General features: G+C 63.3%; 13 protein-coding genes. 7 read left to right on the forward strand and 6 right to left on the reverse strand.

Annotation, left to right across the window (positions count from 1 at the left end):
- The first annotated feature begins 210 nt into the window (after positions 1-210).
- Both ACVZUB_RS29265 and ACVZUB_RS29270 read left to right on the forward strand, forming a co-directional pair.
- Complete coding sequence (locus tag ACVZUB_RS29265) at positions 211-1,437, forward strand: CaiB/BaiF CoA transferase family protein (RefSeq protein ID WP_482628025.1); 1,227 nt, start codon at positions 211-213, stop codon at positions 1,435-1,437.
- On the forward strand, positions 1,434-2,945 hold the full coding sequence (locus tag ACVZUB_RS29270) for a carboxyl transferase domain-containing protein (protein ID WP_482628026.1): 1,512 nt from the start codon (positions 1,434-1,436) through the stop codon (positions 2,943-2,945). The genes ACVZUB_RS29265 and ACVZUB_RS29270 overlap by 4 nt, the downstream gene beginning before the upstream one ends.
- An 87-nt stretch (positions 2,946-3,032) precedes the next feature.
- Here the strand turns inward: ACVZUB_RS29270 and ACVZUB_RS29275 are convergent, their stop codons facing one another.
- The 3 genes from ACVZUB_RS29275 to ACVZUB_RS29285 form a co-directional block, all read right to left on the reverse strand.
- The gene (locus ACVZUB_RS29275; protein ID WP_064075502.1) at positions 3,033-4,466 is read right to left on the reverse strand and encodes a uracil-xanthine permease family protein; all 1,434 of its coding nucleotides are present in this window, start codon (positions 4,464-4,466) and stop codon (positions 3,033-3,035) included.
- A 148-nt stretch (positions 4,467-4,614) separates the two neighbouring features.
- Positions 4,615-6,258, reverse strand: a complete 1,644-nt coding sequence (locus ACVZUB_RS29280) for a PucR family transcriptional regulator (protein ID WP_007735212.1) — start codon at positions 6,256-6,258, stop codon at positions 4,615-4,617.
- A gap of 102 nt (positions 6,259-6,360) precedes the next feature.
- Positions 6,361-7,476, reverse strand: coding sequence for an XdhC family protein (locus ACVZUB_RS29285; protein ID WP_482628027.1), 1,116 nt, complete (start codon positions 7,474-7,476; stop codon positions 6,361-6,363).
- A gap of 282 nt (positions 7,477-7,758) precedes the next feature.
- On the opposite strand from ACVZUB_RS29285, the gene ACVZUB_RS29290 reads away from it, so the two are divergent.
- From ACVZUB_RS29290 to ACVZUB_RS29300, 3 genes are read left to right on the forward strand one after another with little or no spacing between them, the layout of a single operon-like run.
- Positions 7,759-8,946, forward strand: coding sequence for a CaiB/BaiF CoA transferase family protein (locus tag ACVZUB_RS29290; RefSeq protein ID WP_042450600.1), 1,188 nt, complete (start codon positions 7,759-7,761; stop codon positions 8,944-8,946).
- A gap of 43 nt (positions 8,947-8,989) precedes the next feature.
- Complete coding sequence (locus ACVZUB_RS29295; RefSeq protein WP_003946066.1) at positions 8,990-9,649, forward strand: TetR/AcrR family transcriptional regulator; 660 nt, start codon at positions 8,990-8,992, stop codon at positions 9,647-9,649.
- On the forward strand, positions 9,646-10,305 hold the full coding sequence (locus ACVZUB_RS29300) for an enoyl-CoA hydratase-related protein (RefSeq protein WP_007735215.1): 660 nt from the start codon (positions 9,646-9,648) through the stop codon (positions 10,303-10,305). Before ACVZUB_RS29295 ends, ACVZUB_RS29300 begins: the two co-directional genes overlap by 4 nt.
- On the opposite strand, the gene ACVZUB_RS29305 is transcribed toward ACVZUB_RS29300, so the two are convergent.
- Positions 10,273-10,818, reverse strand: a complete 546-nt coding sequence (locus ACVZUB_RS29305) for an ATP-binding protein (RefSeq protein ID WP_372025654.1) — start codon at positions 10,816-10,818, stop codon at positions 10,273-10,275. The genes ACVZUB_RS29300 and ACVZUB_RS29305 overlap by 33 nt on opposite strands.
- Positions 10,819-10,915: 97 nt before the next feature.
- Between ACVZUB_RS29305 and ACVZUB_RS29310 the strand changes: the two genes are divergently transcribed.
- Positions 10,916-11,647 carry an MBL fold metallo-hydrolase gene (locus tag ACVZUB_RS29310; RefSeq protein ID WP_003946042.1) on the forward strand — a complete coding sequence of 244 codons (732 nt, stop codon included), beginning with the start codon at positions 10,916-10,918 and terminating at the stop codon, positions 11,645-11,647.
- On the opposite strand, the gene ACVZUB_RS29315 is transcribed toward ACVZUB_RS29310, so the two are convergent.
- Positions 11,639-13,030, reverse strand: coding sequence for an amidase (locus ACVZUB_RS29315; protein WP_099696926.1), 1,392 nt, complete (start codon positions 13,028-13,030; stop codon positions 11,639-11,641). The two genes, ACVZUB_RS29310 and ACVZUB_RS29315, sit on opposite strands and share 9 nt — an antisense overlap.
- A 150-nt stretch (positions 13,031-13,180) precedes the next feature.
- Complete coding sequence (locus ACVZUB_RS29320; protein ID WP_007735219.1) at positions 13,181-13,492, reverse strand: ArsR/SmtB family transcription factor; 312 nt, start codon at positions 13,490-13,492, stop codon at positions 13,181-13,183.
- A 91-nt stretch (positions 13,493-13,583) separates the two neighbouring features.
- Between ACVZUB_RS29320 and ACVZUB_RS29325 the strand changes: the two genes are divergently transcribed.
- Positions 13,584-14,642 (forward strand): SDR family oxidoreductase, encoded by a 1,059-nt coding sequence (locus ACVZUB_RS29325; protein ID WP_099696925.1) that lies wholly within the window; start codon positions 13,584-13,586, stop codon positions 14,640-14,642.
- Positions 14,643-14,729 lie beyond the last annotated feature (87 nt).

A 14,729-nucleotide genomic window follows, 5' to 3' on the forward strand; every position in this document is an offset into this window, starting at 1 on the left:
CACTTCTTACCCACCACTGACACCCGTCGTCGGCAAGGTTACCCATGTGCCGTTCACCGGTGCCCGCTTACGGTTCGAAAGACGGGCCGCACATACCTCCTTCAGTGGCCCTGGCCGGTTTCTCGGTCCAGCGGACCGGAGTCGACCGAACTACGGAGGCCTCAACCACCAACTGGCTCAGCCAATTACACCAGAACACGGCGGTGCGACATGAACTCGACTTCGAAGCCTCACAACACAAGTGCTCGTAGTGGTCCGTTACACGACGTGATAGTCGTCGACCTCACGCGCGCACTCGCGGGTCCTCACGCGGCAATGATGCTCGGCGATCTGGGTGCCGACGTGATCAAGGTCGAATCACCTCACGGCGGCGACGACACCCGTGGGTGGGGGCCGCCTTTTGTGGAGCCCACGTTGGAACCACCGAACACACAACGGGAATCGACGTATTTTCTGTCCACGAACCGGAACAAGAAGTCGATCACGCTCGATCTGAAATCCGACAGTGGGCGCGCGACCCTCGAAGATCTCGTCTGCCGCGCCGATGTTCTCATGGAGAACTTCCGCACCGGAGTTCTCGATCGACTCGGATTCTCGACCGAGCGGCTGGCCGAACTCAATCCTCGACTGATCGTTCTGTCCATCAGCGGTTTCGGCCACGACGGCCCGGAAGGCGGTCGCGCCGGCTACGACCAGATCGCCCAGGGGGAAGCCGGACTCATGTCGCTGACCGGCTCGAGTCCGGACGACGTTCAACGAGTCGGAGTTCCGATCGCCGATCTTCTCGCCGGAATGTACGGGGCGTTCGGTGTCGTCGCGGCTTTGAAGGAACGCGAACAGACGGGGAAAGGCCGCGTTGTCCGAACGTCGCTCTTGGCCAGCGTGGTCGGTGTTCACGCGTTTCAAGGAACGAAGTGGACCGTCGCCGGTGAGGTAGGCACAGCGCAGGGCAACCACCATCCCTCCATCGCACCGTACGGGCTCTTTCGTACCGGCGATGGCGCAGTGCAGATCTCGGTCGGCAGCGAAAGCCTGTGGAGAAGATTCTGCGAAGGATTCGACCTCGACCCTGACGCCCCGGGTATGGCAACAAACGCCGAACGCGTCGAAAATCAATTCCAGGTCGTCGAATTGATCGAACGTACCTTCAAGCCGTACTCGCGTGACGAGCTTCTGACCGAACTCGACCGCATCGGAGTACCGGCAGGACGGGTTCGGACGATCTCCGAAGTGTACGAATGGGAGCAGACCCGATCACAGGGATTGCTCGTCGACGTCGACCACAGCACGCTCGGAAACATCACACTGCCCGGTCCACCGCTACGATTTTTCGATCCGGACGGAACCGAAGTGACGGAGACCCGCCACACTGCACCTCCGGTTCTCGGTGAAGACACTGACGAAATCATGTCATGGCTACAAGGATTCACCCGATGAACCGCCTGACGGCTCGCGACTTGCTCGACCTGGTAATCGATGCCGGCACCTGGGAGTCGTGGGATACCCCTCCGATCCCCGTCGCGACCGACTCCGATTACGCCGAAGCACTTCTGCGGGCCCAGGAGAAGACCGGGCTCGACGAGTCCGTCCTGACCGGAAGCGCCTCCGTCCGAGGCCGCCGTGTGGCAATCATCGTCTGCGAGTTCGGTTTTCTCGGTGGTTCGATCGGCGTGGCGGCGGGAGAACGCCTCGTCGTCGCCATCCGTCGAGCCACCCAAGAGCAGCTGCCCCTTCTTGCGCTTCCCACGTCCGGGGGAACGCGTATGCAGGAGGGGACGACGGCGTTTTTGCAGATGGTCAAGATCACCGCGGCGCTCATCAAGCACAAAGAAGCGCACCTGCCCTACATCGTCTATCTCCGAAACCCCACCACCGGAGGCGTATTCGCGTCCTGGGGATCACTCGGTCACGTGACGATCGCGGAACCGGGGGCCCTCGTCGGATTCCTCGGCCCTCGAGTGTTCGAGGCCTTGTACAACTCACCTTTCCCCGCCGGTGTCCAGACAGCGGAGAACCTTCACGAGCACGGACTCATCGATGCAGTGAGGCCGCCAGACCAGCTCGCCGAAATCGTCGAACGCGCATTGCGCATCATCACCGGGGCGCATCGTGGGTACTTATTGCCCAGTGACCCGTGCTCGTACGATTGCCCACCCGATACGTCGGCGTGGGAATCCGTCGTCGCATCCCGGCGCGAAGACCGACCGGGGATACGGGAAGTGTTGCTCAATTCCGCCTCGGACATGCTCCCGCTCAACGGAACCGGCCAAGGCGAGAACGATCCCGGCATCATGCTCGCGCTCGTTCGCTTCGGCGACATGCCCTGCGTCCTTCTCGGACAGGACCGGCGCGGACAGACTGCTCACTCCCCACTCGGCCCCGGCGCTCTGCGGGAGGCTCGGCGAGGTATGCGGCTGGCCGCAGAACTCGACCTGCCGCTGGTGACGATCATCGACACAGCGGGCGCGGCACTGTCGAAGGAGGCCGAAGAAGGTGGACTGGCGGGCGAGATCGCTCGGTGCATAGCCGACATGATTTCACTCGAGGTCCCCACCATTTCCCTCCTGCTCGGGCAGGGCACGGGCGGCGGCGCCCTGGCACTGATTCCGGCCGATCGAGTGCTGGCGGCCCGCCACGGTTGGCTCTCGCCCTTACCTCCCGAAGGTGCGAGCGCGATCATGTTCCACGACGTCACGCACGCGCCAGACATGGCAGCCAGTCAAGGGATCAGGTCCTTCGATCTGCTCGCGGGCGGCATCGTCGATCGGGTCATCCCCGAATTTCCCGATGCCGCGGACGAATCCGCCGCCTTCTGCACTCGCGTCGGAGCGGTACTGCACTACGAGCTGAGCGTGCTCAGTGCTACCGATGCGACTGAACGGCTCAACACCCGCACCGAACGCATCGACCGTATCGGCCTGGTCGAAGCCAGTACCTTCGTCTGATCGATCAGTACCCAGAACACCGGAAAGGCCGGATATCCTCCGCGGAGGATGTCCGGCCTTCGTCGATCGAGCACACTCAGCCAAGCGTCACGTGAGTTGCTTGGCGGGTTCCTCCCGATCGCCGCCGGGAGTCTTCGAATCCGGCTTGTTCGGTTCCGGATTCTTCGCATTCAGTTCCGGGTTCTTCGAACCGATGAACTGGCACAGGTGGTACATCCCGATCACGACGATGGTGCCGAGCGCGATGCCGCTGAGCGAGAACGTGTCACTGAACTTCAGAGCCGTGTCGCCGATACCGATGATGAGGCCGGCCGCGATCGGCATGAGGTTGAGCGGATTGCCGAAGTCGACGCCGTTCTCCTTCCAGATCTTGGCGCCGAGCAGACCGATCATGCCGTAGAGCACCACGGTGATTCCGCCGAGAACACCGCCGGGCGTCGCCGAGATGACGGCACCGAACTTGGGGGAGAAGCCGAGCATCATGGCGACGATGCCGGCAACCGCGTAGGCGGCGGTGGAGTACACACGGGTCGCTGCCATGACACCGATGTTCTCGGCGTACGTCGTGGTGGGCGAACCGCCGACGCTGCTGGCGATAGCGGTGGCGAAACCGTCACCGGCGAGCGCACGTCCCATGTACGGGTCGAGGTCGTCCCCGGTCATCTCGGCCACGGCCTTGACGTGGCCCGCGTTCTCCGCGATCAACGCGATGACACCCGGAAGGACCAGGATGATGAACGTGAGGCTGAACGACGGAGCGTGGATGCCGACGATTCCGTTGGCCTCGTCCGAGAACGGAGGAAGCCCGAACCACGACGCCGACTGCACCGAATCCCAGTTGACGCGGAAGTGCTCGGTGATCTGACCGGTGCCTGCGTCGTAGGAGGTGATCGTCCCCGAGACCCGGTCGAGGATCCAGGAGAGGACGTAGCCGAAGATCAGGGCCAGGAAGATGGCGATGCGCGCCATGAAGCCGCGTAGCGCGATACTCATGACGATCAGGGCCACCATGACGATCAGAGCCACCCACTGGTCCTGCGGCCAGTACAGCCCCGCGACGACGGGTGCCAGGTTGAATCCGATCAACATCACCACCGCGCCGGTCACCACTGGCGGAAGAACCTTGAACACGACCCGGCCGCCGAGGAAGTGGATCGCGATACCGATGGCCGCCAGGACCAGTCCGGACACCAGGATCGCGCCGGTCACCTCTGCGGACGTTCCGCCCTGGGCGCGAATGGCGGCGATACCACCGACAAAAGCCGCCGACGTACCGAGGTAGCTGGGGATGCGTCCCTTGACCACCAGCAGGAAGAAGAGCGTACAAAAGCCCGACATCATCACGGCAAGTTGAGGATTGAGCCCCATGATGATCGGGAAGACGAACGTCGCGCCGAACATCGACACCACGTGCTGGCTGCCCAGCCCGATGGTTCTTCCCCAGCTGAGCCGCTCGCCGGGAGCGACCACTTCACCCGGTCTGATGTTCTTTCCATCTCCGTGCAACGTCCAAATCGGCATGATGGGACCTTTCGTGCAGAGGAAGGTGTCCGAACGCTGAGTGTGCTCCAGCTCACAAAACACCGTGACTGGAGTGAAACGCTATTACAGCGCGGGGGTATCGACGTGATGACAATCTGCCAGAACCCACGGACCCGGATTGGCAATATTAGTGATTGATGCCGCGCATCGCGGTTATCTTCAGTGCTAGAGACAGATCCAGCCGGAGTTCGGGTTGCGCCGTGAAGGGTCCCAGCATTTTCTCCAGCTTAACGACCCTGTAACGCAGTGTGTTGTAATGGAAGTGGAGCTTGCGCGCTGTCTCGGCGATGTTGATGTTGGTCGCGAGCAAGACTTCCAATGTCTTGCGCATGTCCTGCGCTTCGGCAGTTTCCTCCGTCAGTTCCCGCAGTGTCTCGCGGGCGAACGTCTCGAGCTCGTTTTCGTCCTCGACCAGACTGAGCAGTCTGTACACACCGAGATCGTCGAACTGAGTCACCGTCCACGGACCGGAGATCCGGCGTCCGACGGTCAGTGCGGTGCGCGCCTGACTGTAGAGCGCCGGAACGGCGTCGATCGCCGCTGTCGGCCGGGACACCCCGACACTGAACGGCCTTCTCCCGCCGCCACCTTCACCGCGAACGACCGTGACGAGGTCCCGCACCAATGCCATCGTGTCGGTGCCGACGCCCATCACGATCACCGTCTCGCCCGTCAGCGCGGTCACCGCCGCACCGGGATCACGGTGGGCGATCGCCCCGGAGAACGCCATCGCCTGGCGATCGACGACGGGCAGCCGAGCGGGCGCCGCCGAGGCCGGTTCGTCGATCGGGTCCGGCTCGATCGAGACGATCACCAGCGGGCGGTCGAAGTCCCAACCGAATGTCTTGGCATGGGAGACAACGTGATCGTGGTCCCCGGCCCGACCGAGGAGCAGGTCGTGAACGAAGTTGGCGCGATGGCGTTCCTCCACCGACGCCACGGCTTGTTCGCGGGTGATGACCAACGCACACACCGACGCGGCCCGCTCGACCAGGTACTGGTCGTAACTCGTCATCACGCGCTCACCGGTGAACAACGCGAGACGCCCGTGGTCGATGTGATTGGCGGAAATCGCGGACACCGCGATGAATTGACCGTCGAACTCGTGCAGACCCAATCCGCCCTCGACGGTGTCGGTCCGCAGACGACCGGTGGAATCGACGGCGGGACAGGCAGACAGATGCTTGCGCTCCGCGGCGTCCCCGGCGCGGCAGATCTCGCGTCCGTCCGAGGTGGTGATCAGGGCGGCGCCCTTCATCTCCCGTGCGATGACTTCGGTCAATTGCGGGAGGCCGCCGCCGCCCATCACGACGTCGACCAGCAGCCGTCGCAAGCGCTCGGCCCCGAACATGGCGTCGATCTGGGCCGACTCCGTCTGCTCACGGTCTCTCGCCGCAGGGTGATCACACGCACCGTGAAAAACCAGGAGCGGGAAGCCGGCGCTTTCGGCCGCGTCGACCAGCTCCGGCGCGAGAGTGTCCCCGTCTGCGCCGAATTGGACGGCAAGTGCCGCAACACCTCGCGTCGACAACCGTCCGACAAATGCTTTGAAGGTTTCGGTGACCCTGGCGAGGGTTTCCGGCGTGGTGATCAGCAACTGTCCGTGCCGCAGCCACGGTCCGATGTCCGGAACCGCCATGAATCCCACCCGGGCTACCGTCGGGTCTTCGCAGCCGCCGGCGACCTTTCGAACACCAGGAAGGAGCTGGGTTCGAAGAAGTTCGGAGAGAACAGCATTCACCTCGGATGCCGGTACGGCCGGGTTTGCCACTTGGCAGGCACCTCGATTTCATTCGGATCACGGAAGATGGTTCACGAAAGAAACGATCCTATCCCCACCGAACACAAGATGTCCGAATTCAGCGCAGTCGACTCAGGCCGTTCGATGCAGGGCGGTCGGATTCTCCTGAGGTGGCGGGTGGATCGGCCCCTGCAGATCCCGCAGTTCCAAACCGGAGGCATTGCGAAGGGTCTTGGTCATCTCGGCGAGGATCGACACTGCAGTCTCCTCCGGTGTCCTCGCGCCGAGATCCAACCCGATCGGTGAGTGCAGACGCCCCAACTCGGCGTCGGTGACGCCTCGCTCCTTCAACAGCGCCACCCGACGCTCATGCGTCGCACGACTTCCCATCGCGCCGACGTACGCAGCCGGCGAACGCAGCGCGATCTCGAGCAGGGGGATGTCGAACTTCTCGTCGTGCGTGAGCACGGCCAGGACGGCTTTGTTGTCGATCGGTGCGGTTTCGAGGAACTTGTGTGGCCACATGACGACCAGATCGTGGGCGTCGGGGAAACGCGCCCGTGTCGCGAAGACCGGCCGTGCGTCCACGACGGTCACTCGGTAACCCGCAAAGGCGCCCAATGTACACATCGATGCCGCGAAGTCGATGGCCCCGAACACGTACATCCGCGGTAGTGGCGCGAAGATCTCGACCAGCAGGTCGTGCTGCGAATCGATGAGAGTTCCCGCCGGCGCGACAAAAGCGACGGACTCACCGGTGTCCATCGTGCGCAGCAGGATGGACACCTCGTCCTCCGTGGCATCCAGATCTCCGCTGCGTCGGCCGTGCTCGACGACGAGGTGCCGTGCCGGTGCTCCCGGACGCACTTCGGTGACCACGACGACGGGCGTATCGGCCTCGATCCGTTCACAAACCTGACCGAACTCGACGAAATCGGCTCCGACGGCCTGGACGAACACTTCGATGGTTCCGCCGCAGGTCAGCCCTACCCCGATGGCGTCGTCGTCGGAGACGCTGAAGACCTCGACGCGACTGGTGCCGTCGGCGAGAACCTCCTGGGCGATCTCGTACAGTGCACTCTCGATACACCCGCCCGAGACGCTGCCGACCACCTCGCCGGAGCGTGAGACGGCCATCGAAGCACCGGGCATGCGCGGTGAGGATCGCCAGGTACGGACAACCGTCGCCAGTGCAAAATCCTCGCCGCGGGCGTGCCACTGCGCCAGCTGAGTGGAAATGTCGCGCATCGCCTCGCCTCCCGCTTGCATCGCCGTCCGTAGAGAGTTCACGGTATCGGCCCACCGCAATCCTGCCTGTCACACAATGCGCCTAAATCCGGGCCCTGCAGTTGTGCAATGTCGCCGTCGCATCACCTTGCGCTCTCGACCAGTGTTGTCACCGAGCCCAGCCGAAAGCAGGCCTGACCTTCATTCTTCCCCTCTCCGACGATCACTGCAGCGGCAATTCACGCAGATGGTGCGACGGATCGAGTGGGCGACATTGCACACCACAGAACCGAGGTTTCTCCCATGGACCAATTGCTCAGCGGTATCAAAGTTCTCGACCTCACCCGTGCTCTCGCGGGGCCTCTGTGCACGTCGCTGCTCTCGGACTTCGGCGCCGACGTGGTCAAGGTCGAAACCCGTGGCTCCGGCGACAGTTCGCGTCAGTGGCCGCCGTTCGACGGCGATCGAAGCCTCTACTTCGCTTCCGTGAACCGCGGCAAACGGTCGATCGCCATCGACATGCGCAGTGACCGCGGGCGGAAACTGCTTCGCAGCCTGGCCCTCGACGCAGATGTGCTGGTCGAGAACTTCCGTCCGGGAGTACTGGCCGACATGGGGCTCGATCCCGACTCGCTCGAGCAGGAGAATCCAGGGCTCGTCGTGATGAGCATCAGTGGTTTCGGCCCGGTGGGCCCGGACCAGTTCGCGCCCGGACTCGATCAGGTGGCCCAGGGCATGTCCGGGCTGATGTCGGTCACCGGTGCCGGGGAACAGACCCCGATGCGGGTCGGTATCCCCATCATCGACACGGTCTCGGGCATCTACGCGGCACTGGGAATCACGGCGGCACTGGCTTCGCGCGGACGCGACGGTCGTGGGCACCGCGTGCAGACCTCGTTGCTGGAATCCGCGATCTCGATCATGACCTTCCAGGCGCAGGACTACCTGAGCACCGGGCGGGTTTCGACGCCGAACGGCAATACGCACCCGACGATCACGCCGTACGGCGCTTTCGACACTGCCGACTTCCCGATCAACATTGCCACCGGCTCGGACAAGCACTGGATCGCACTGTGCTCGGTACTCGGCGACCCCGAGCTCGCCTTCCGTACCGAATATGCCACGGGTAAAGAACGTTTGGTGCACCGAGACCAACTGACCAAAGAACTCGAGGACCTACTGACCACGAAGGGCGCAGCGCAATGGATCTCCGAGATCCGCGGTGCCGGAATCCCCTGCGGCCCCATCCATTCGATCGATCAGGTGTTCTCCGACCCGCAGGTCGAGGCATTGCAGATGGTCGAGCAGACCCAGAGCGCCGACGGAACGTCGATTCCCGTTGTCCGCGGACCGTTCTGGGTGGACGGCAAGACCCTTCCCGTCAGGAATGCGCCACCCATGACTCTCGGCGGTGACGCCGACGACGTACTCACCGACTTCGGCCTGCGCCCGGAGGAGATCGAGGATCTTCGCGCAAATTCGGTGATCTGACCGCACACTAGTAACAGAGCAGACGCTCTGTTACTGTGCGTTCATGCCTCGGCCACGCGTCCACGACCTCGACACCCTGCTCGACGCTGCCGAAAAACTTGCCGCCACTGCCGGGCCGAGCGCTGTCACGGTCCGGGCAGTCTCCGACGCCACCGGTGTATCCAACGGGGCGATCTATCACGCATTCGGCTCTCGCAGTGGACTGGTCGGTAGCGCGTGGCTGCGTGCTGCGCGACGATTTCTCGCGCTTCAACAATCGAGAGTGGACGACGCTCTCGCGGACCCGTCGCCGACTTCGGCGGTTTCCGCCGTCGTCGCGGCCGCCGAAGTTCCGGCCGTCTTCGCGCTCGACTACCCACAATCCGCGTTGCTGCTGTTGACGATCCAGCGCGACGAACTGCTCGGCACCGACGTCCCTGCCGACATCGCCGAGCAACTCACACAACTCGACCGGTCTCTGGTCGAGTTGTTCATCCGGTTGTCGACCGCGCTCTGGGGCCGCAAGGACGGCAGAGCCGTCGAGGCAATCGAGGCCTGTGTTGTCGGCCTGCCTACCGGATTACTCATTCATCCCGCCAAACGCGCCGACGGTTGGCGAGTCCCCGACGCCGCAGCACGCGCGCGGTTGGATGCCGCCGTTCGAGCGGTTCTGCATCTCGACCCACCACTGCCCAAGCCACGCAACAGGAAAGGCCAATCATGACCGCAACTCTGCGCTTCGAAGACAAGATCGCCGTTCTCGATCTCGGCGAGGACGAGAATCGATTCTCGCCGGAGTGGCTCGATTCCGTCGACAAGCTACTCGACCAGGCTTTGAGCGAAAGCGCACATGCCCTGGTCACCACGGCGACGGGCAAGTTCTACTCCAACGGACTCGACCTCGACTGGCTGGGCGCGAACGGCGACAAGGCGAAGTGGTATGTGCAGCAGGTGCAGTCGCTGTTCGCCCGGATGCTGACGTTCCCGATGCCCACCGTCGCGGCGATCAACGGCCACGCCTTCGGAGCCGGCGCCATGCTCGGCATCGCGCACGATTACCGCGTCATGCGCGATGATCGCGGCTACTACTGCTTCCCGGAGGTGGACATCAACATCCCCTTCACCGAAGGAATGGCAGCTCTCATCCAGGCCAAACTCAGCCCGGCGTCGGCAATCGTCGCCATGACCACGGGGCGGCGATACGGCGGAAGTGACGCATTCGCAGCCGGTTTGGTGGACTTCACCGCATCCGTCGACGCTTTGACCGCCAAGGCCATCGAAATGGTTGCACCGATCGGCCCGAAGAATGCGGGCACACTGGGGGCAATCAAGTCGACGATGTTCGCTTCAGTGGTCACCGCTCTGAACACCGACGGCTAGAAGCGACGGACTGTGTTCTCGCAGAGCCGCTTCCAGATCGTCGGCAACACTCTCGGGATCGCGGCCTTCGGTGCTCAGAACCACGTCGACTCCACTGAGCGTCGGCATCGAACCGGCCAGCAGTTGTGACGCCTCCACCAACTCGTCCAACCCGGCCCAGCCGGTCGGTTCACGCTCGATGATTCTGGTACGCAATGTATCCGGATCGGCCTCGAGGCGCGCCAGCAGGTGCCCCTCGGCGCCGGTCGCGGCCAGCAGGGCATGCCCGTAGTCGTCGTCTTCGACGGTCGCCGTGAGGAACAGGAGTTCGTACCCCGCTTCCCGGTACGACGCGGACAGCATCCCGACGTGTGCGATTGCCCGTTCGGTCCCCAGCGGCGGATAGCACCGCTCGAGTTCGTCCACCTCGATCATCGCGTTGCTCACCCCGGCCTCGCCGAGTCGATCGTGAAGCGCGGTCAGCACGGAACTCTTCCCCGCGCCCGGCGGGCCTGTCAGCAGCAGTACGAACACGTCCTCCACTATTGCAGAGCCTTGTGCAGGCGCGGGGCGGCGAGAAGGCTGAAGAAGACAGATTGACGTGTACAACAGCCCTGATCGGAGCACAGCGATGACCACCACGATCACCGAAATCGCGCCGGACATCTACCGACTGTCGACCTTCGTGGACGAAGCGAACCTCACGATGAACCAGTTTCTCGTCGACGGCGAGGAACCCTTGCTCTTCCACACCGGGCAGCGAGCGTTGTTCACCTCGGCTTCCGACGCACTCTCCACGCTGATCGACATCGACCGTCTGAAATGGATCACGTTCGGTCACGTCGAGGCCGACGAATGCGGGTCCATGAACTCCTGGCTTGCGGCGGCCCCCGAAGCGCAAGTTGCACACGGTGCGATGGGGTGCTTCGTCCAGGTCAACGATCTGGCCGATCGGGCGCCACTTCCCTTGCAGGACGGCGACGTACTCGAAACCGGCAGCCGCCGAGTCCGGCACATCGACACCCCACACGTCCCACACGGTTGGGACGCGGGTCTGATGTTCGAGGAGACGACGTCGACGCTGTTCTGCGGAGATCTCTTCACCGCGTTCGGGCACCACCCCGCGACCACCGAGCACGAAATCGTCGGTCCCGCTTTGGAAGCCGAGGACTTGGGCCACGCCACCTGCCTCACCCCGGATCTCGAACCCACGATCCGTGCCCTGGCCGACCTCGAGCCGCGGATTCTGGCGACCATGCATGCACCGACGTACTACGGCGATTGCGTCACCACTCTTCACGACCTTGCCGACTCGTACGCAACACGTTTCGCAGCCGAAACCGAAAGATGGAAGTCAGACTAGAGCTTGCGCATTCGACGTGATTCGCGCCGCCACGGACAGCGCAATATGCTCGTGGAACGGCCGGGCCACCACTTGCACTCCGACCGGTAAACCGTTGCGGGAGAGTCCTACCGGAACCACGACCGACGGAAGGCCGAGCACACTGATCGCCCGGCAACTCGCGAGCGCGTCCATCCACGTGAGTTTGCGACCGCCCACCTCGAAGCTCTCCACACCGAGCGGCGGAGCGAGCACCGACGCAACCGGCAGAATCAGGACGTCGCCCATCTCGTCGAGGAAGTCGGCGATCAACATCGCACGATCCGCCCACAGCGCTTCCACCTCGGCGGAACTGCGATCACGGCCTGCCGCAAGCATGGCGGTGATGTCCGCGTCGAAAGAGTGCGCTGAACCTGCGGCGAGAGAGTGGATGTCCGCGTGGGTCTCGACCGATCGCAACGCGCCGAAAAGCGCGTTGGCCCGCGGCAGAGCCAGACCGTCGTACTCGCTCGCGTCCAGGCTGATCGCCACCGTCCGAACCGCTGACCGGATTTCTTCGTCGACGGGAATCGTTCCCTCGCCGGTGGCCCAGCGGATGTCGAGGTCGTCGACGTCGACCGAATCAGGCTCGCTCCACGAGAAATGCGGCATCGACAGGACGCGCAACGCAAGCGCCGCATCACCGAGGTTGCGGGCCAGTGGGCCGATGGTCTGGATCGTGCCGTGCATCGTCGCAGGATTGGCGAGTACCCGTCCATCCGAAAGCACGCCGGGGTATTGCCCTTCAGGGTCGATACGGCCGAGCGTCGGGCGAACCGAAGTGAGGCCGGTGCAGTGGGCGGGCCAACGCACCGAGCCACCAAAATCCGTACCGAGTCCGAGCACGCTCATTCCGGCAGCAACCGACGCGGACTCGCCGCCACTCGATCCGCCGGGGGACCGGACGACGCCGTCCGGTCGCACCGGACTGGCCGTGGTTCCGAACAGTTCGTTTCGAGTCAGGCCGCACGCGCCGAATTCCGGGGTGTTGGTCTTGCCGATCAGAATTGCACCGGCAGCCTTGAATGCCGCGACGGCCGGGGCGTCGGCGGTCGGGATGTTGTCCGCCAGAGTGCGAGAACCGGCAGTGGTGCGCACGCCGGCAGTGGCGATCAGGTCCTTGACCGTGAACGGAACCCCGGCAAGGGGGCCGAGTGTCTCACCGAGAAGGCGTCGTTCGTCCAGGGCATCCGCGGCCGTGCGAGCCTCCTCGGCGCACACGGTGACCAGTGCGTTGAGTTCGTCATTGCATTCGTCGACCCGTGCAAGGTGGTCTTCGACGACGGTCCGCGCCGACGCCTGACCCGACCGCACGGCCTCGGCGATGGATCGGGCATTACGGCCCACCCAGCTCTCACGACTCATCGCACGCCTCTCCTTGCCAGTATCCTCTGCCGAGCCTAAGGACAACGAGCAACCCGAGAAACGACCACAATGCACATACCGACGGCGCCGGCGATGTGAGGTTTTGCCACAACGTTGGCGGCCCCGGAGGGATCGGTCAGGTGCTGGTACCTACAAACCCTGCCTGATGAATGCAGCAAGCTTCTCGATCTGTTGCTCGTTTCGTTTGTAATGCCGCCACTGACCGATTCGTGTGGTGGTCACCAGATCCGCGGCCTGGAGTGCGGCCATGTACTGAGACGCCGTCGATTGCGACACCTTCGCCCTCGCTTGTATGTGCTTGAGGCACACTCCGACCTCCTCAGCAGGCTCGAGCTGAGGGGGAAAGCTCCCGGGGTCTTTCAACCACTGCAGGATTTGCACACGCATCGGGTTGGCCAGCGCCTTGAACGCCGTTTCCCACTCGGTTGTTGCGTCTTCCATGTTCGTGAGCATACCGCTAGATCGCGAAATGCCGATATGTGTGGTTCACTCCCTATATCGCAACATCGCGATATACCAATGGGAGGCTGAAATGGTGCAGCACGACAAAGTGGCACTCGTGATCGGAGCCCGAGGCGTGATCGGTGGGAACTTGATCGATCACCTCGAGTCGACCGGAGAATGGAAGATCATCGGACTCTCGCGGCGAGGCGGTACGGACACCGACCGGGTCGAACACATCGCAGTCGACCTGCTCGATCCTTACCGGACTGCAGCAGCACTGAGCGGACTGGGCGACGTCACTCACGTCTTCTACGCCGCCTATCAAGACCGCCCGACATGGGCCGAGCTGGTTCCGCCCAACTTGGCGATGCTGGTCAACACTCTCGACGCCATCGAGCCCGTTGCGGGCGGACTCGAGCACGTCAGCCTGATGCAGGGCTACAAGGTTTACGGGGCACACCTCGGACCGTTCAAAACTCCGGCCCGCGAGAGCGATCCACCGCACATGCCACCCGAGTTCAACGTCGACCAACAGCAGTTCCTCGAACGCAGGCAGCTCGGCAAGTCGTGGACATGGTCGGCGATCAGACCCTCGGTCGTCTCCGGATTCGCACTGGGTAACCCGATGAACCTCGCGATGGTCATCGCCGTCTACGCGACCATCTCGAAGAAACTGGGTGTCCCACTCCGATTCCCCGGCAAGCCCGGCGCGTACACCAGCTTGATCGAGATGACCGACGCCGGACTCCTGGCCGAAGCGACGGTCTGGGCCGCGACCAACCCCGAGTGCGCAAATCAGGCGTTCAACATCAACAACGGCGACCTGTTCCGCTGGCAGGAGATGTGGCCGAAGATCGCAGCCTTCTTCGACATGGACGTCGCACCTCCGCTCCCGATGTCCCTCGATGTCGCAATGGCGGACAAGGAGTCGGTGTGGGATGAACTCGTCGAGGAACACCAACTTGCTCGGACCCCGTATTCCGATGTCTCGTCCTGGGGGTTCGGTGACTTCGTATTCGGATGGGACTACGACTTTTTCGCTGACGGATCGAAAGCTCGGCGGTTCGGATTTCACCGCCACGTCGACACCGAAGCGATGTTCCTCGACATCTTCGCCAATCTGCAGGCTCGGAAGATAATTCCCTGACTGGAAACACGGTCGCTTCGGATACTCTTGTCGGGATCAGAAACTCGCGTCGAGCATCGTTATTCGACTGAGGTGCCGTCGGCCCTC

This window comes from Rhodococcus sp. OS5 (assembly GCF_056837585.1).